Genomic DNA, 17,741 nt, shown 5'->3' with positions numbered 1-17,741 from the left:
GACTAAAGATATTTATCCGGCTTGAGCAGTGCCACCTTTTTGCAACCAGGCACTGTTGTCGGGCTTATTGCTGTGCTAGTCTCGTTTTATTCCCTTCAATCAACATTAATTCTGCGCCATGACTACTTCAAAAAATCTGCTACGCACCCTTTTATTGATGTTGATTTTGTCGGTCGCCCCACACGCGCCCGCAGGCACTTTAGCCCAAGAACACTGGATTGATGCGTGGGCGGCGGCTCCTGATTCGGGCGGTCCGCCACTTGATCATCAGACCGTGCGTCAGATCGTTCGACTTAGCGCGAGCGGATCCAAGGTTCGCATTCGGCTATCTAACTTGTTCGGCACTGCACCGGTCACCATTGGCCCTGTGCATGTCGCCAAGCGTTTAAGCGGCTCGGCCATCAAGCCAGACACCGATCGCGCAGTGAGCTTTGGCGGTAAATCCACGATTCGCATCGCACCGGGTGCTAACGTGCTTAGTGACCCAATCGAACTTGCGGTAACCGCGTTGGAGGATCTTGCGGTGAGTATGTATCTTCCGACTCGTACTGGACCATCAACAGTGCATGCACTCGGCGTACAAACAGCCTACATCACACTCGCAGGCGACCAGACCGCAAGTGCCACTCTTCCCGAAGGTGAAGTTGCTAGCGCGCGTTTTTTCCTCACCGACGTAGAGGTCGAATCAACTTCGAGCAAGCAGCTTTTGGTAGCGTTTGGCGACTCAATTACCGATGGTTACGGTTCTACACCAAACGTCAACGCCCGCTGGCCGGATTTCTTGGTGCAGCGTTTGCAGTCTGATCCCGCCTATTCGTCCATTGCGGTGGCCAACTCCGGTATTAGCGGCAATCGCATTCTCAACGATGGTGCAGGGCCAAGCGCGCTCAAGCGCTTTGATCGCGATGTGCTAACAAAACCGGGCGTCAAATGGGTGGTTCTGCTTGAGGGCATCAACGATATCGGCGAAACCAACGAATCGCCTAATCCCAAAGATCATGTCTCGGCCCAGCAAATCATTGACGGCATGAAGCAACTAATTACTCGCGCTCATGCAAAAGGCATCAAAGTGCTGGGAGCCACGCTAACCCCATTTGGCGGCGTTGACTGGCCCTACCATTCAGCGTCGGGCGAAATTGCACGCCGCGCCGTCAATAATTGGATACGCAATTCTGGCGCTTTTGATGGAATCGTGGATTTCGACCAATTGACGCGCGACCCAGAATTCCCCGATCGCTTCCTGCCCGCCTACGACAGCGGTGATCATCTTCATCCTAGCGATGCGGGTTACAAAGCGATGGCGAGCGCGATCGATCTGCATTTTTTTGATCATCGTGACTAATGGAATTTTTTGACATACGGATTTAAGACAAAAAGGTAACCCATACAGTCACGTCTCCAAAAATAAAACATCATTAGTAGAAAGGGATACTTAACATGGCCGAACTCGAAGTCGCCAATCATGCTAAACAAGCGCTTAAAATCGTGACCGATCAACAGCACCCTTTTTGGCACAAGCTGCGTGAATTGCTGTTTGAAGTCTCTATCATTATTTTTGCCGTCAGCATTAGCATTTGGATGCACGGCATCGGCGAGCGCCATCACGAACAAGAGCAGGTCAAGACTTTTCTACTTGGTCTCAAACGCGATCTGCAGGGCGACCTCAATACCATCAATAACGTGGTCAAATTTCACAAAGAGATGGACGCCAGCTTTATCTACTTACGCAGTCTCAATCCTGCCGATCCAATTGATGCGGAAAAATTCGATGCTGCCTACGTCAAAATACTCTCTAGTACGATGTTCAGACCAGAAGTTAGTCGTTATGAAGGCTTTAAATCAAGCGGGAAGTTGATCAATATCGATAACGACGACTTGGTTGAAAAAATTCTTTCGTACTACCACACCAGTTGGCCGATTCCGCAAGAACAATATTGGCTATCGCGCCGCAATAAAATGATTAGCTATATCGAGAGCATCGAAGAAAAAGGAGAAGATCGCGCCGAGCAATACAAGCTAATCACCTCAGCCAAAGGAAAATACCTCCTAAAATCCATGCCCACGAATAACGAACTCTATGGCGTCTATAGCGACTTTGCCGGCATGGGGAAAGAGATCATCCAACAGATTGACCAGATGTATCCAGAAGCGGCCAAATGAATGTGGAAGGTGAACTCATGATTTGACCGCTGCTGTTAATTACTCCTATTTGTTAACCAAAAACTGCAATCGAAAATCCCATGAAATCAGTCCTTATCTTTTGCTCAATCGCCTTCGCCCTGTTTAATTCAACGCTGAGCTATTGCGCTGACGAAGTCACTCAGCCAAGTAACGAAATCAAGGTTATCAACACCACACCAGCATTTTGGCAGTTTTGGGATGCGGCCCAAGGCAAAAGCGATCAAGAACGAGCACAGTTATTTTTTAAACTGGTGGTCAATGCCTATCCAGAGCTCTACGGCGCGGGAGTCATCGGCAACAATACGCTCAGCGGCAAACAGGACGACAAGGCAGAGAACGATTCGGTGATGAAGTATTTGACGAATGTGCAGTCCTATATCCCACGGATGAAAATCATCTCTAACGATATTGCTCGCGATTTCGACACCTACGCCAAAGACTTCACGCTCACTTTTCCCAAATACGCTCCCCATACCAACATCTATTTCATGGTGTCGCTGTTTGGTTTCGACGGCGGAACACGCACCATCAATAATAAAACCGCCTTGTTATTCGGCATCGACGGAATCGCACGCTATCACCCCGAAGGTGAAAGTCTGAAAGTATTTTTTGACCATGAGTTATTTCATCAGTACCACGATCAAATCGCGCCAGATCTGACCGATGACGACGCGCCGATCTGGGCGCAATTGTGGGAAGAAGGTCTCGCCACCTATATCAGCCAACAAATGAATGCGGGCAGCACCGAAGCGCAGGTATTAATGTCACCAACGATGTCCGCTGCCACCAAGCCAATTCTGAAAAAAATCGCGCAAGAATTAGTGGACAACGCCGACTCCAAAGACAAAAACGAATACGCCGCGTTCTTCTACGGCAGCAATGGTCGAGCCGATTTGCCGCCGCGCTGTGGCTACTATGTGGGATACAAAATCGCACAGCAAATTGGGCAAAAATACACGGTGCAACAGCTCGCAGAGCTTCGCGGGTCAGAATTAAGAACTGCCGTGTTAGACGTGCTTAAACAATTGGCTGCTGGCTCTTAATGAGAACTATATTGAAGTCCACCTCGCCTTTGGATTCAACATGATGCGATGCTGAATCTTCTTATGCCGCGACACGAATCAACCAACGGGCGATATCAACCATGAAGGCAAACGAGCCAATGGAACACACTGGAAATCTCGACCAAAAGTTCAGCAGTTTTTCGGAGCATTGGAGACCGAAAGTTATTGCCGCCTTAAATGGTCAAGAAGTGAAATTAGTCAAAGTTCAGGGTGAGTTCCCTTGGCACATTCACGAAAACTGCGAAGAAATGTTCTTCGTTTGGAAAGTACGATTTCGAGTCGAATTCCGTGATCATATTGTCGAAATGGGGCCGGGTGAATTCGTGGTCGTTCCACGTGGTGTAGAGCATAGAACCGCGGCGGATAACGAGGCTGAGGTTCTCATCTTTGAACCGGCCGATGTAGTAAATACTGGCAATGTCGTGGTCGAACATTTTACGACTCCCAACGGCGTCAAAATTTGATGCTGATTTCATCAAGCCATCCGGCCAAATCTAACACCGAAGAAAGTCAACAATCATGATGCGTTTCCAATTCTACGAGCGCGCTGCAATCGGTAACATCGTTGGGTCCTTATCTATTGCTGCGCTGGTGAGCTTGCCGCCGAACGGTGCTTTAGCGCAAACACCGTCTACTGACAACACGCTCTTGCGCATGATTGAAACCGCCAAATCGGGTGGCCTACAGTCTGGGGAGATCGTTCTCGCTGACCGAAGCGGCATCAGCGCCGACCAAGCTTTCGGCTTGGCAGACAAAGAAACGGGACGTATCAACCAGCGCGGGGCGAACTGGCTATGGGCATCCGTAACCAAGCAAATTACCGCCGTGCTGATTTTGCAGTTGGTCGAAGAAGGCAAGTTATCGCTTGAAGGAACAATAAGCGCTTATTTGCCTGAATTTACTGGCGCTTATGCTAAACAAATCACCGTCAAACAACTACTTCAGCACGTATCAGGACTGCCTAATCCGAGCGAAACAAAAGAAAACCTCGACGGCGTTCCTGAGTTCTATACTCAAACAAAACTCAACCACAGCAACTTTACACAGGCTATTGGATTTTGTAGCGGTGCACCGAAATCAAAGCCGGATGAAAAATTTGAGTACAACAACTGCGATTATCTAGTGCTCGGTGCAATCCTAGAAAAATTAACCGGTAAAACATTCGATAAGTTGGTCTCAGAACGCATCGCGACTCCCTTGGAATTGCAATCACTAGCTAGTTCGAGCGACAGGATAGACAATCGCGCGATTGGCTATACGACTGACGGTAAACGATATCCAGCAATTAACGTCACCACCTTTGGTGCGTCGGGCGCATTGGCTGGCAGCGCGAGTGACTTGGCTAAATTCGATCTTGGTTTGCTCAACGGTAAATTGGTCAATAGTGAAAGTCTGGCGACGATGTGGAAAGGCGAACCAACGCTGGGCTATGAAGCGCTCGGTGTCTGGTCGTTCCCCGCCCGACTTGCTGGCTGCAAAGAGCCCGTAAAACTGATCGAGCGTCGTGGTGACGTTGCTGGCATCCAAGTGCGCAACGTGATTGCCCCAGATCAAGGCCGTGTCCTCGTTATATTTAGCAACGACGATACGATTGATTTCGGCGAAGTATGGCAAGGCAAGGGACTTTCGTTTGAACTGCTGTCGATCGCGTTTTGTTCTGATAATCGCCGATGATACGCATTCGCGAAAAAGTGCCTCATTTGGATTCATTTTCGAAGAAGTGATCATGGCCGACTTGGCAGTGCGTCCAAAATAATCCCAAAGCGAATTTAAAAAAACGCTGCTGGCACAGTAAGCAGGTAGCTCAGAGCTGGGCCGAGCAACGCGACATAAAAAACCACCTGATAGAAATTGTCAGGTGGTTGGAAAGAAGCGGAATTAAGTTGACCTGCTGTTAAAACTTAAAACGCACCCCTGTAGCAATTTCTACCTCGCGCGCCACTCCCAGTGCAGGGTTGCCAGAAAGGTTTGTGCCGTTGTGCGCAGCATCGCCCATCGAAATGCCACCGTCTACTTTGGCGTAATCGCTGGCGATGTAGAGATCGGTTTGATTATCCCAGTGATAAACGATTGCGCCGTAAACGGCTTTTTTATGGCCCGACGCTAAGTTGCTGCGAACCGCATTCAACATGCTTTGGTTGGGCGCTATGGCCACAAACGGGTTCATGATGGTGCTGCCTTTACCACCCGAACCAAAGCCCGCGTTGTTGATATTCATTTCGTTAAAACCCAAGGAGAACGAAGTTTGCCCTACGTTGACACTGCTCGAAATCGTGGACGCTTTATCGGTACGATTACCCGCGCTGTTATGCGGGCCTTGCTCAGCGGTGTAGGTAATATAGCCTGCATTGAGTCGCAAAAGTGGGCCAAAAACGATATTGCCGCCGATTAGGTTTGCGGTTTGTTTGAGGTCATCGATAGTGGCGCTGTTATAGGAATAGTTGGCGTTCAACTTGGTATCGCCGCCGAGGCTTAATCCGTTATAGGCCAGCGATGCTTCGTTGGTTGCGCCATTGCTAGAATCACCAGGAACCGGTCCACCTTGGCCAGCTGACGCATAGCCGGGCGCAATAGCGCCATATAAACCGCTCGGCCCCAAACCGCCGCTGCCGCCTGATCCCTGAAATCCAAACGAATGCGCTAATCCGATCAACCAGTGGTCGCCAAATTTTTTCTTCCACACCACCGCACTATCAAGCGCCGCGGAAGGTCCGCCGCCGGAATAATAAACAAGTTGTTTGAAATTATTCACGTTGGTGTAACCACCTTCGCGCAGCACGACTTCGGCAGTGCCGTATGGATCGCCCCAGGTTTGGGTGACATCGCGGGTTAACGTATTTTGGCGTCCAAAAGTGATTCTGCCTAAATCCGGACTGTAGAAGCCAGCCCACGCGTCGCGTTTAAACAAGGTGTTGGACGTATCTAGCGAACCGGTTGGCAACTCGAATTCGCTCTCCAATTGGGCGATGGCTTTTAAGCTGCTCACCGCGCCGACACTGCCAAGATCATGCTCAAAACTAAAGCCCAGTCGATTACCGCTGAACCACGACGTTTGAAAGCCAAAGGTCGTGGCACGCGCGCTGGCGGGCTGTCCGTCTGCGGAGATGCTCACTAGACTTCCCGTTTTACCATAGGGAATACTGGCGACTTTTTGTTGCGTCACATGACTCAACGTTGGCTCGACTAATCCATAAATTTTTAGCCGAGTTTTGTTGTTATCAAAAAGCGTTAAGCCGTCAGGATATTGGTTAATGATCGCGGTGCCATCCTGATCAAGGCGCAAAGATTCGGGCACCGCTGCCACCGGCGTCGGGCCAACCGACGCTACGCCGGAAGCTGCACTTGCGCTCGGAGCAGAGTTAGATGTAGTTGGCTTTAAATTCTCAAGCAGCTTTTGCAGTTCCTGAATTTTTTGATTTTGGCGTTCAACTTGCGCTTTCAAGTCCGCTAAATCATCGGCTTGAACAAGATTGGAATTGACTATAAAAAGGCCAGCGATCGCTGCCCTGAGGATGTAATTGGGTCGCTTGTTTGATAGCGACATAAACGTCGATGTACACATGATGTGTTACTCCCTAAATAAAATTGCTGATAGCCCATGCGTTGCATCGGACTATCGATAAAGCGTATTTGCAGCGAAATAACTGCTGCTAGTTCAGTCCCCTCCTCTGGTTGGACGTCTTAGACGTCGAGTTAAATAAACCTGTATTGCCGTCTGGCTTATTGAAAAGTGTTGAGCGAATTTATCGACGTTGGGGTGGTTCTCAATTCAGAGCTAACAAGGGCCAATAACCCGTTGATGTTGGCTTAGTCACCGGTATTGAAAATATTGACCATGCTGGCTAACTGGCCAGATTGCGCTAACATGCGCTGCGCGGCGGCGGCTGCATGCTCGACTACGTCAGAGTCCTGCTGAAGGTTATTGTCCATCTCGATGATGGCGTGATTGACTTGCTCAATACCAGTCCGTTGCCCCTTGCTGGCAAGGTTGATTTCACCGATAACTTGTTTGACGTTATTGATCGACATCGCGATATGGTCCATGGCGCCGCCAGCCTCGTCGGCTAGATGGGTACCAGCTTTCACTTTATTGGCCGAGTCGTTAATTAATTCGCGTATCTCAGTGGATGCGCTGGCTGCACGTTGGGCAAGATTTCTCACTTCGGTCGCAACCACGGCAAAGCCGCGCCCTTGATCGCCTGCGCGCGCGGCTTCCACGGCGGCGTTCAAGGCCAAGATATTGGTTTGAAAAGCGATGTCATTAATAACGTCAATGATGTCCACGACTTTTTTGGATGACGCATTAATGGAATGCATTGTTTCCACTACCTTAGCAACGACCGCACCGCCTTTAATTGCCACCTCAGCAGCTTCGCCAGCAATCGAATCAGCATGGTGTGTGTTATCCGCATTGAGTTTAACTGTTGACGTCAGTTGCTCTAACGCGATCACCGTTTCCACAATCGACCTTGCTTGTTGTTCGGTACGGTTCAATAAATTAGTGTTACCGGACGAAATTTCATCCGCCGCTAGACTGATCGCATCGGTGCCCGTTTTTACCTTGCTAACGATGTCGCGCAGGGCGTCGTTCATCGTTCCCAAAGAGCGCATTAAGCCGCCGATCTCATCCTGCGCGTGGTGGTTTATCGTGGTGGTTAGATCGCCTCCAGCGACTTTTTCTGCTACCAATACCGCCGTTTTTAACGGCGCGGTGATACTAATCGCGATGCGGTAAGAAATGAGAATGCCTAGCACTAACAGCAAAACGCTCAAAGCGATGGCTAACTGTGAATGGCGTTCACCAGAGCGCCGTATTGCCAAACATGTGTCGTCAATTGTTTTTCTTTGCATCGCCAGCAATTCGGCGACTTTCGCTTCAAAATGTTGAGCGGCAGGTAAAAATTTTTTTTCAAATTCGATGACGGCAAGTTCATCTTTACCGGATTTACGTAACTTAAATACCTCATCTCTAACAGCAATATAGGTCGCACGTGCTTGTTGAATCTCGCCAAATAATTTCTTTTCTTCGTCGCTGCTCAATAACGATTCGATCTTTTTCGTCGTCTCATTGGCTTTTTTTACACCCGCTGCAATGACCTCGGCAAAGCTGGTCGCCAGAGTTGAATCCGTGCTGCGGGCGATCAATGAGGTGCGCGCAATGGAGACTTTGAGCAAGGCATTCCAGTCAACGACTAAACGCTCTTTCGCCAAAGGCCGATCCATCAATTCTTGCATCGCTTGGGCGTTATTTCTTGCATTAATCAATGCGTAAGCAATCGCCACAATAGCGAGCAACAATAAAACCCCAAATCCTAAAGTGAGCCTGGTAGCGATGCGGAATTTATTCATAACGATGCTGCCAATTACAAGAAGTTGAGCTGCGAAAAAATACTCGTTCACATAGCGGAGCGACACACTAAAAATTAAAAATCACTATTAATGCACTCGTATTGTTCTATCTCGTTACGCTCAACATTTTTAAACTGCACCACACAACGACGCGCCTAAATCCCATTGGCAATACCAATCTTTTTCGGGAACGCTTAGGTTTTAATCTAGATAATCTTTCTCTATATTCAAGGATTTTTAGCATGCAATTTTTGGGAATGATTCAATTAATCGACGTTGTGCAAACTCATAGCAAGCTAACTGAAAACTGCTTGAACTCGCAGCGATGAAATGATTAAACGCGGTTGTTTAATTTATTGTGAAGTGGGTTGTTGGCGGGAGAATGGTGAATGAATGGCGCGGGAGATTTTGCAAACGGATCGCAGAATTCTGAGCGTAACGTTCCCCGATTTGGCTGGAAAGAAATTGACACTGCCAACATAGTTAGGTGGAAGGAAGGCGCACCGGCAGATATAAAAAATGGACTTAAAGGTGGAAACCTTTAAGTCCATTTAGGTAACTCGGATAGGATAATTTTTAATCACACACTTACACCAATGCCGTGTTTGCACAAGGCGGCAAGCAAGTGCGACAACGTTTAAAAAAGGTAGCTAGTTAAACGTACATCTAGATAGTGTCAATTACTGAATCACAGCATCGACACAATCCAATATGTCAACTCTCAAACACATACTCTCCCGGCGCATCACCGAGCGGCGGATATCCTTTTCCTTCTGCGCCCATCAAAGGCGGCTTCACTTGTACGCTGGCTTGCGCCGTTAGCCAATTCGAAAACACCGGCCACCATGAACCGTCTTGTTGCGGCGTGATGGCAACCCATTGCTCAGGGTCGATGTAATTGCCGGCGCTGTTTGGCGTATCGACGCGGAAGTGGCGTTTAGGATGACCGGGTTCGCTAACGATGCCGGCATTGTGCCCGCCGCTGGTTAGGACAAAGGTTACTTCAGCCGAGGTCGCTAATTTTATTTTATATACCGAATGCCACGGCGCTACATGATCCTTTTCGGTCGCAACGACGAAGAATGGAACGTGAATGTCGCCCAAGGTAATTTTTTTGCCTGCAATTTGATAACGGCCTTCAAACAAATCGTTGTTTAAAAATAGACGGTGCAAATATTCGCTATGCATACGATAGGGCATGCGGGTGGCATCGGCGTTCCACGCCATGAGGTCGTTCATCACGCTGCGCTCGCCCAATAAATATTGCTGCACGATGGGCGACCAGATTAAGTCGTTAGAGCGCAATAATTGGAAGGCACCAGCCATTTGTTTGGTATCCAAATAGCCTTTGTCCCACATCATGTCATCCAGATAGCTGAGTTGGCTGTTGTCGATGAAGAGCATTAATTCACCGGCTTCGGTGAAGTCAGTCTGCGCGGCTAACAGCGTGACGGATTTGATTGCAGGGTTATTTTCTGAAGCTAAATACGCAGCGGCAATAGAGAGTAAGGTCCCGCCTAGACAATAACCAGCAGTGTGTATTTGTTTGTTGGGGACGATGTTTTGAATGGCGTTGATGGCCTCAAGAATTCCTAAGTTAAGATAATCATCCATTCCTAAATCGCGGTCTTGTTCGTTCGGGTTGTGCCACGAAATCATGAAGACCGTATGACCTTGATCGACTAGATAGCGAACTAAGGAATTCTCTGGCGACAGATCAAGGATATAAAACTTCATAATCCAAGCCGGCACGATCAGGATGGGTTCGGCGTTAACTTTTTTGGTGGTCGGCGCGTATTGGATCAATTCGATTAGACGATTACGAAAGACGACTTGGCCCTTGCTCACCGCAACTTGTTTGCCGGGTTGAAAATTCTCCACCCCTAAAGGTGGTTTGCCGCTATTGTTGCGTTCCAAATCCTCGCGCCAGTTTTGCATGCCGCGCAGCAGATTTAAGCCGTGCTGTTTAATCGTGGCATCCATTACTACGGGATTAGTCGCGGCGAAATTCACTGGCGACATCGTGTCGAGCAATTGACGCGCAACGAACTCGACCACGTTCTCGCTGTGCGGCGAAACACCGCCCACGCCAGTAGTGGCGTTATGCCACCATTGTTGCTGCAACAGGAAAGCTTGCGAATACAAATTAAACGGCCATTTTTTCCACGCGTCTTCGCGAAAGCGATTATCTTGTGGCAGCGGTTCGATACAACTGATCTCGTTATCGTTGGAAGCGGCGTAAGGAATATAGTTGGCAAAGCGCGCCGATTTACGTACGGCCTTTTCTGCTAGGCGACTTAATTTGGCAGGCGAGAAGGCTAAATGGGTTGCCCAATCGGCGTAGGCCAAGGCTAGACTGGCAGGCGAAATTCCCGCGGTAAGGCGCGCTAAATTGGCATGCAATAGGCGATCAAAATTGCTGGGCGGTTCAACTTCTACCGTCACTTCTTTGTTTAATTTCGGCGCAAATAATTGCTGGCCTTGTTGCGCTGAATTCAGCCATTGCTGCCATGGTTGCACCCACATCGACGCCGCTTGGCTCCAATCAAATGATTGGCTTGGCGGGGTTGGCGGGGTTGACTGCGTAGTTAATGCTAGCTCGTTGGTCATCGTAATCTCGGCTGTCTATAAGGATAAAAATAAGCGCAAGGTATGCTGCGCGATCATTAAATCTTCATTGGTAGGAATCACCCAAGTTGCCACCGTGGCTTCCATGCTGGACAAACATGCTGGCTCATTCCCATCGGCGGCTAGGTTAGTTTCTGCGTCGATTTCGATACCAAGCCAAGCCGACAGCGCGGCGACCTTTTGACGAATCGGCGCAGCGTGCTCGCCTATTCCGGCGGTAAATATCAGCGCATCAACGCCACCTAAGGCAGCTACCAAAGAACCTAATTCGCGGGCGATGCGATAGACAAATAAATCAATCGCTTCCTTTGCGTGCGGATCGGCGCTGGCTAATAAGGTCTTCATGTCGTCGCTCACGCCCGATACGCCCAACATGCCGCAATCGTTATACAACAGATGCGAAATTTGATCGGCAGTCATATTCTTTGCTTGCATCAAATACAGCACTACACCCGGGTCGATGTTGCCGCAGCGGCGACTCATCGGTAAGCCATCCAACGCGGTAAAGCCCATGGTTGAAGCGACGCTTTTGCCCTGCTCAATGGCGCACATGCTGGCTCCTGCGCCCAAATGCGCGACGATCACTTTTCCGTTAGCGATTTTTCCATCCATTACTGTTGGCAATACGCTGGCGATATATTCATAGGACAAACCATGAAAGCCGTAACGTCGCACGCCTTCACTGGTGAGTTCACGCGGGATGGCGTAGTTTGTAACCAACTTGCTGTTGGTGTGGTGGAAGGCGGTATCAAAACAAGCGATTTGCACCAAGTTTGGATACAGTTTGCGTAACGCCACCATAGCGGCGATGTGGTGCGGTTGATGCAAAGGTGCAAGCGGAATCAAACGTCGCAATTGAGTAATTACCGCATCGTCAATGACCACTGGCGCGGTATATAAATCGCCGCCATGCACGACGCGGTGGCCGGCAACAACAATGGTGTTTTCCGAAAAATGTTGGCTAATCCATTGCAGCAGCAAATCCAGGGCTTGGTCGTGATCAATGCCATCGGCCAAGTGTTGATCGACTAAAGTCTGGTGTTTGCCATCGACTGCATGAAAATGAATTGCATGTCCGATGCCCGCCATTTGTCCGTCACAGATCAAATTCAATACGGGTTGGGAAGCAGTTGCTTCGGCGGTAAACAGCGTGAATTTAATACTGGAAGAACCGGCGTTAAGGACCAGAATAATGCCCGATTTTTTCACCAACTCAGACAAAGCATTCATCACAATTCCTTAGTCGGTGCGATGACCTTTTTCGCCTGTGTGGAATTGCGCGCCAAGAGCAAGGCTATCGCGCACGAACCTAAACGCGCCATGGTTTTGTCGGCTCTGCTAGTCAAAATAATCGGTACCCGCGCGCCCAACACTATGCCAGCGATTTCGGCATCAGCTAAGTATTCCAATTGCTTAGCCAGCATATTGCCAGCCTCAATATCGGGAACTAAAAAAATGTCGGCAAAGCCAGCGACTGGCGACACGATGCCTTTGGTTTTTGCAGCTTCAACCGATACCGCATTATCAAAAGCTAGCGGGCCGTCAAGAATCCCACCGGTAATTTGTCCACGCTCCGCCATTTTGCACAGGGCAGCAGCGTGCAGGGTAGAAATCATAGTGGAGTTGACCGTTTCGACCGCCGCCAACAGAGCCACGCGCGGCTCTGCGATACCTAGCGCGTGAGTGAGGTCAATTGCGTTTTGCACGATGTCGCGCTTGTCTTCCAAATTGGGAGCGATGTTGAGCGCGGCATCAGTAATGAATAAAGGGCGAGGATAATGCGGCGCATCTATCGCAAAAACATGGCTCATGCGGCGGCTGGTGCGTAATCCCAGCGCAGGATCAACCACAGCGTGCATTAACTCGTCGGTGTGTAAGGAACCTTTCATCAGCGCTTCAACTTTGCCGGAACGTGCCAAGGCAACCGCCACAACGGCCGACTGCTCGCTATGCTCAGTGGGGATGAGTTGATAAGGACTTAAATCGAGCTGCGCTTGCTCGGCAGCCAAACGAATTTTTGCTTCTGGTCCGATCAGAATCGGAATAATCAAACCTTGTTTAGCCGCTTCGACTGCACCGATTAACGATACGGTATCGACCGGATGCACCACGGCGGTAGTGATCGGTTGCATGCCTTGGGTTAAGCCAATTAACTGCGCGTAGCGACGTCCTTTGACGTGCAATTCTGCTTCGGGCAACACGACGCGCGCGCGGGAGATTTTTTCCGTCGGTGCGATCACTTCAGCGCGCCCAGAAATGACTGCGACGCCGAGCTGGTTGGTTATGGAACATTCTAAGATAACGTGATGCTTGGTCTCGCTTTTCTCGACCACCTTCACCACCGCGGTAACGGTATCGCCTAAACCCACGGGCGCTAAAAATTTGAGCGATTGATTTAAATAGATCGTACCAGGTCCGGGTAACTCTGTTCCTAACAAAGTGGAAATCAAGGCTCCGCCCCACATGCCATGCGCGATCACTTTATGGAACATATCGCTTTTGGCGAATTCTTCATCGACGTGCGCCGGATTGACGTCACCCGAGACGATAGCAAATAACTCGATATCTTGATGAGTCAACGTGCGGGTTAGTCTTGCGGTTGCACCCAGTCCGATTTCATCAAACGTGACATTTTCAATTCGTTCCATAGACAACCTTCCAGCGCAAAAAAGTAGACAAAGAGTGGTGTTACCAAAACTCTACTGTGGATGAATTACTTGGATTTTTCATTGACGTGCATCAAGCTCACGAGATGATGCACGTCGTTTTATGTCAGCAGTGTGACAAGGCGGCAGGTTGTGCTGCAAGCGGCACTAATTTTAGCGATTAACTGTATGCATGCTGGCTTCGGGATAACGCAATCCGGTCGCAGCACCCAAAGGAAAAACTGCATCAATCTCAGCCAAATCGGCGGCGCTTAATTTGACCTGCGTAGCTTGCACATTCTGCTCCAAATAGCTGCGTCGTTTGGTGCCTGGAATAGGCACAATGTCATTACCTTGTGCCAATACCCACGCTAGCGCTAATTGTCCCGGAGTGCAGCCTTTACGCTGCGCTAATTGCGTAACTTTATCGACTAATAAACGATTCTTGGCAAAATTTTCACCCTGAAAACGCGGTGAATTACGGCGATAATCGTCCGCCGCAAAGTCCTCTGGCGTGTTGATTTCACCCGTCAAAAATCCGCGTCCCAACGGGCTGTATGCCACGAAGCCAATGCCCAATTTGCGACAGGTCGCTAACACATCAATTTCAGGATCGCGTGACCAGAGCGAATACTCGCTTTGAATCGCGGTAATCGGATGCACTTTGTGCGCGCGTTCTATCGTCGCGGAAGACGCTTCGGACAACCCGATATAGCGAATTTTGCCCGCCTTCACCAATTCAGCCAACGCGCCCACGCTTTCTTCTATCGGCGTATTAGGGTCGATACGATGCTGATAATACAAATCGATAGTCTCTACCCCTAAGCGCTGTAAGCTGCCTTCTACGGACTTACGGATGTAGTCCGGAGTGCCATTGACACCGCGTGAGATCGGGCTGGATGGATCGCGCACAATGCCGAATTTGGTGGCAATAAATACTTGCTCGCGCTTGCCCTTAATTGCTTTGCCAACCAGTTCTTCGTTGGTGTGCGGGCCGTACATATCGGCGGTATCCAACATGGTCACGCCCAATTCCAATGCACGGTGTATCGTCGCCATAGATTCCACATCATCTCGATTGGAATAAAAATCACTCATGCCCATGCAGCCTAAACCGATCTCAGAAACAATCGGGCCGCCGTGGCCTAATTGGCGTGTCGCTAGTTTTGTAGTGCTCATGATGTTTTACCTTTTAGAGAAGAAACAGCGCATAGCATAGGGCAAAACAGACATTGCTGTCTGGCGCGTCTATGGCTAACAACCGTATCGCGTTAAAGGTAAAAATGAGGCGAAGGTAATTTCGTAAATAGCGTAAGCCTGCGCTGGCTAACGCACAGAGATTAGGTTAGACCGCATTTATTGGCGGCCCCTCCAGCACGGATGAGGTGTCCAATGGCGCACCCAATTGGGAAGCAATGCTGCAGGCATGGGACGCGCAATGCCGTAACCTTGAGCTAGGTCACAACCAAGATCGAGCAGCACTTCGCCAATCTCGATAGTCTCGACTCCTTCAGCGATCACCTTACGATGAAAGGCTTGCGCCAACGCGATAACGCCTTGCACGATGGCGAGATCGTCGCGATCTAACAGAATATCGCGCACAAAACTTTGATCGATCTTGAGTGTTTCGGCAGGCAAGCGGCGCAGATAGGTAAGCGAAGAATAGCCTGTGCCAAAATCATCGACCGAAAAGCACACTCCCAACTGTTGGCAGGCACGGATGACCGACACAATTCGATTCAAATCCTGTAGCGCGCTGTTTTCTAAAATTTCTAATTCAAGTGACTGCGGTTGGACTGCCGGATACTTCGCTAATAACTCACTCAAGCGATTAACAAAGTCGGACATCTGCAATAAATTGGCGCTGACATTAACGCTGACCGAAATAGTCAAACCGGCTTGCTGCCACGCATTGAGTTGGCTAAGTCCTTGCTCAATGACCCAATACCCAATTTTGCATTCCAATGCATGATGCTCAATAATCGGCAAAAATTCGCCGGGAGCCACCACCCCACGCTCGGGATGCAACCAGCGCAATAAGGCTTCAGCACCAAATACCAAGCCGCTGCGCATGTTGACTTTGGGTTGGTAATACAAAGCCAGTTCACCGGCCACAAAAGCATGTTCAATTTGACCTAATTGCAAAGTGCGTTGAGTCATTTCTTGCTCAAGCGCTAAATCGAATAAATGAATTCGGTTGCGCCCCGCTTGCTTGGCTTCGTACAGAGCGCGGTCAGCATGACGGATTAATTGTTCCGGATCGGCTTGGTCTTGCGGGTACATTGTCACGCCGATGCTGGCGGAGACTTGCAATACAATGCCATCGACTTCAACCGGTTGCGAGCAGGCTAATAAAATCCGTTCGGCCAATTGCACACATTCCACTGGCGTACCAACATTGATCAACACCGCGACAAATTCATCGCCGCCGATACGTGACAAGGTATCGACTGAGCGCATCGCTTCGCGCATGCGATTTGAGACCGCGATCAATAATTTATCGCCCGTGTCGTGACCGTATTTGTCGTTGATTTCTTTAAAGTGATCGAGATCCAAATACAACACCGCCAACGATTGCGCGTGCCGAATCGCTAAGCCCATCGCTTGGGATAACCGATCAGCCAACAAAATCCGATTGGGCAAATCCGTCAACGCATCAAAATGGGCTAAGTGCTCGATCTCTTCTTGTTTGGCGCGCAAGGGCGTGATGTCAGCGATTAAGGCCACGTATTTTTCAACGCGATCAATGGCGTTCTTAATCGAATTAATGGTCAACAAGCTGGCATAGGCGCTGCCGTCTTTGCGCCGACTCCAAACTTCGCCCTGAAAGGTTCCTGTGTCGTTGAGGGCTTGACGAACTCGGGCGATGAATTCGGGATCATGCCGACTTGAACGAAATAGTTCGGGCGTTTTGCCAATCACGTCGGCGCGGTCATAGCCGGAAATGTGTAAAAACGACGGGTTGACTTCAACAATAACGCCATCGGCATCGGCAATCACGATGCCTTCATTGGTGTTTGAAAACACGCTAGCGGTGAGCTGCAATTGCTTTTCTATCTGTTTTTTTAGGCTGATATCGCGGGCAATTTTGGACGCGCCAACCACGCGGCCAGTTTTATCAAGAATCGGCGAAATACTGACCGAAACATCAATTAATCGTCCGTCTTTGCGCACCCGCACAGTTTCAAAATGGTCGATTCGCTCGCCTCTGGCCAACTTCGCCAGAATTTGAGTTTCTTCGTCTTTTCTGTCGTCGGGAAGTAGTACGTATATTGTCCAACCAATCATTTCCTCGGCACTGTAGCCAAACATACGTTCAGCGCCCTGATTCCAACTTTGAATAACGCCGCTGAGTGTTTTGCCGACAATGGCGTCGTCCGATGAATTAATAATCGCGGCGAACTGGCGTTCGGTGATTTGAAGTTTTACCCGATCTGAAATATCGCGCGCGATTTTGGACACGCCGACAATTTTGCCGCGTGTATCTTTGATCGGACTAATAGTTACCGAGACAGGAATCCGACTGCCATCTTTGCGTAAGCGTATGGTGTCAAAATGATCGACCTTCTCGCCCGCGCTGATCAAATCGAGGATGAACGATTCTTCACTCAAACGCTCTGGCGGCATGAGCAACAAAATGGAGTTGCCCAGCATTTCGTCGGCAGTGTAGCCAAATAGCGCTTCGGCACCTTTGTTCCAGCTCGTCACAGTCCCGGTCAACGTCTTACTAATAATGGCGTCGTCCGAGCTATCTACGCTGGTGTACAAATGATCGGTGATTTCTTCCATAGACAGTAAGGAGCGCGTTTGCGTGTGAAACCCTTTTGTCGCAACCATATCAACCTCATCTCATGATGAATTGGCGCTCATTAGT

At 49.4% G+C, this 17,741-nt stretch carries 12 protein-coding genes; 5 read left to right on the top strand and 7 right to left on the bottom strand.

The window, feature by feature from the left end; translation table 11 throughout:
- The first annotated feature begins 118 nt into the window (after positions 1 to 118).
- The 5 genes from E2I14_RS15820 (at position 119) to E2I14_RS15800 (ending at position 4,919) form a co-directional block, all read left to right on the top strand.
- The gene (locus tag E2I14_RS15820; RefSeq protein WP_133330299.1) at positions 119 to 1,342 is read left to right on the top strand and encodes an SGNH/GDSL hydrolase family protein; all 1,224 of its coding nucleotides are present in this window, start codon (positions 119 to 121) and stop codon (positions 1,340 to 1,342) included.
- A gap of 95 nt (positions 1,343 to 1,437) precedes the next feature.
- Positions 1,438 to 2,160 (top strand): DUF6090 family protein, encoded by a 723-nt coding sequence (locus E2I14_RS15815; RefSeq protein ID WP_133330297.1) that lies wholly within the window; start codon positions 1,438 to 1,440, stop codon positions 2,158 to 2,160.
- 80 nt (positions 2,161 to 2,240) lie between these two features.
- The gene (locus E2I14_RS15810; protein ID WP_133330295.1) at positions 2,241 to 3,224 is read left to right on the top strand and encodes a DUF5700 domain-containing putative Zn-dependent protease; all 984 of its coding nucleotides are present in this window, start codon (positions 2,241 to 2,243) and stop codon (positions 3,222 to 3,224) included.
- A 119-nt stretch (positions 3,225 to 3,343) separates the two neighbouring features.
- Entirely contained in the window at positions 3,344 to 3,709 is a 366-nt protein-coding gene (locus E2I14_RS15805) for a cupin domain-containing protein (protein ID WP_133330381.1), read from the top strand.
- Between the two features lie 55 nt (positions 3,710 to 3,764).
- A complete protein-coding gene (locus E2I14_RS15800; protein ID WP_133330293.1) occupies positions 3,765 to 4,919 on the top strand; it encodes a serine hydrolase domain-containing protein in 1,155 nt (384 codons plus the stop codon).
- 220 nt (positions 4,920 to 5,139) lie between these two features.
- Here E2I14_RS15800 and E2I14_RS15795 read toward each other — a convergent pair whose 3' ends face one another.
- From E2I14_RS15795 to E2I14_RS15765, 7 genes are all read right to left on the bottom strand, one after another.
- Complete coding sequence (locus E2I14_RS15795; protein ID WP_133330291.1) at positions 5,140 to 6,807, bottom strand: porin; 1,668 nt, start codon at positions 6,805 to 6,807, stop codon at positions 5,140 to 5,142.
- A 245-nt stretch (positions 6,808 to 7,052) separates the two neighbouring features.
- A complete protein-coding gene (locus E2I14_RS15790) occupies positions 7,053 to 8,594 on the bottom strand; it encodes a methyl-accepting chemotaxis protein (RefSeq protein WP_133330289.1) in 1,542 nt (513 codons plus the stop codon).
- Between the two features lie 714 nt (positions 8,595 to 9,308).
- Positions 9,309 to 11,120: a PHA/PHB synthase family protein gene (locus E2I14_RS15785; protein WP_133330379.1), complete on the bottom strand. Its 1,812-nt coding sequence runs from the start codon at positions 11,118 to 11,120 to the stop codon at positions 9,309 to 9,311.
- A gap of 99 nt (positions 11,121 to 11,219) precedes the next feature.
- A complete protein-coding gene (locus E2I14_RS15780) occupies positions 11,220 to 12,452 on the bottom strand; it encodes an acetate/propionate family kinase (protein ID WP_133330287.1) in 1,233 nt (410 codons plus the stop codon).
- On the bottom strand, positions 12,452 to 13,870 hold the full coding sequence (locus tag E2I14_RS15775; RefSeq protein WP_133330285.1) for a bifunctional enoyl-CoA hydratase/phosphate acetyltransferase: 1,419 nt from the start codon (positions 13,868 to 13,870) through the stop codon (positions 12,452 to 12,454). The genes E2I14_RS15780 and E2I14_RS15775 overlap by 1 nt, the downstream gene beginning before the upstream one ends.
- 171 nt (positions 13,871 to 14,041) lie before the next feature.
- Complete coding sequence (locus E2I14_RS15770) at positions 14,042 to 15,046, bottom strand: aldo/keto reductase (RefSeq protein WP_133330283.1); 1,005 nt, start codon at positions 15,044 to 15,046, stop codon at positions 14,042 to 14,044.
- A gap of 177 nt (positions 15,047 to 15,223) precedes the next feature.
- Entirely contained in the window at positions 15,224 to 17,704 is a 2,481-nt protein-coding gene (locus E2I14_RS15765) for a sensor domain-containing protein (RefSeq protein WP_133330281.1), read from the bottom strand.
- Positions 17,705 to 17,741 lie beyond the last annotated feature (37 nt).

It is taken from the genome of Sapientia aquatica, from assembly GCF_004358105.1.
Taxonomy (GTDB): Bacteria; Pseudomonadota; Gammaproteobacteria; order Burkholderiales; family Burkholderiaceae_D; genus Solimicrobium; species Solimicrobium aquaticum.
The sequence above is the reverse complement of the archived record's forward strand: the minus strand, read 5'-3'. Positions and strand labels throughout refer to the sequence as shown.

Coding starts and splice junctions, on each gene's coding strand:
- E2I14_RS15810 (WP_133330295.1), top strand. CDS start 2,241: ATGAAATCAGTCCTTATCTTTTGCTCAATCGCCTTCGCCCTGTTTAAT.
- E2I14_RS15795 (WP_133330291.1), bottom strand. CDS start 6,807: ATGTGTACATCGACGTTTATGTCGCTATCAAACAAGCGACCCAATTAC.
- E2I14_RS15790 (WP_133330289.1), bottom strand. CDS start 8,594: ATGAATAAATTCCGCATCGCTACCAGGCTCACTTTAGGATTTGGGGTT.
- E2I14_RS15820 (WP_133330299.1), top strand. CDS start 119: ATGACTACTTCAAAAAATCTGCTACGCACCCTTTTATTGATGTTGATT.
- E2I14_RS15805 (WP_133330381.1), top strand. CDS start 3,344: ATGGAACACACTGGAAATCTCGACCAAAAGTTCAGCAGTTTTTCGGAG.
- E2I14_RS15770 (WP_133330283.1), bottom strand. CDS start 15,046: ATGAGCACTACAAAACTAGCGACACGCCAATTAGGCCACGGCGGCCCG.
- E2I14_RS15780 (WP_133330287.1), bottom strand. CDS start 12,452: ATGAATGCTTTGTCTGAGTTGGTGAAAAAATCGGGCATTATTCTGGTC.
- E2I14_RS15800 (WP_133330293.1), top strand. CDS start 3,765: ATGATGCGTTTCCAATTCTACGAGCGCGCTGCAATCGGTAACATCGTT.
- E2I14_RS15775 (WP_133330285.1), bottom strand. CDS start 13,870: ATGGAACGAATTGAAAATGTCACGTTTGATGAAATCGGACTGGGTGCA.
- E2I14_RS15815 (WP_133330297.1), top strand. CDS start 1,438: ATGGCCGAACTCGAAGTCGCCAATCATGCTAAACAAGCGCTTAAAATC.
- E2I14_RS15785 (WP_133330379.1), bottom strand. CDS start 11,120: ATGTGGGTGCAACCATGGCAGCAATGGCTGAATTCAGCGCAACAAGGC.
- E2I14_RS15765 (WP_133330281.1), bottom strand. CDS start 17,704: ATGGTTGCGACAAAAGGGTTTCACACGCAAACGCGCTCCTTACTGTCT.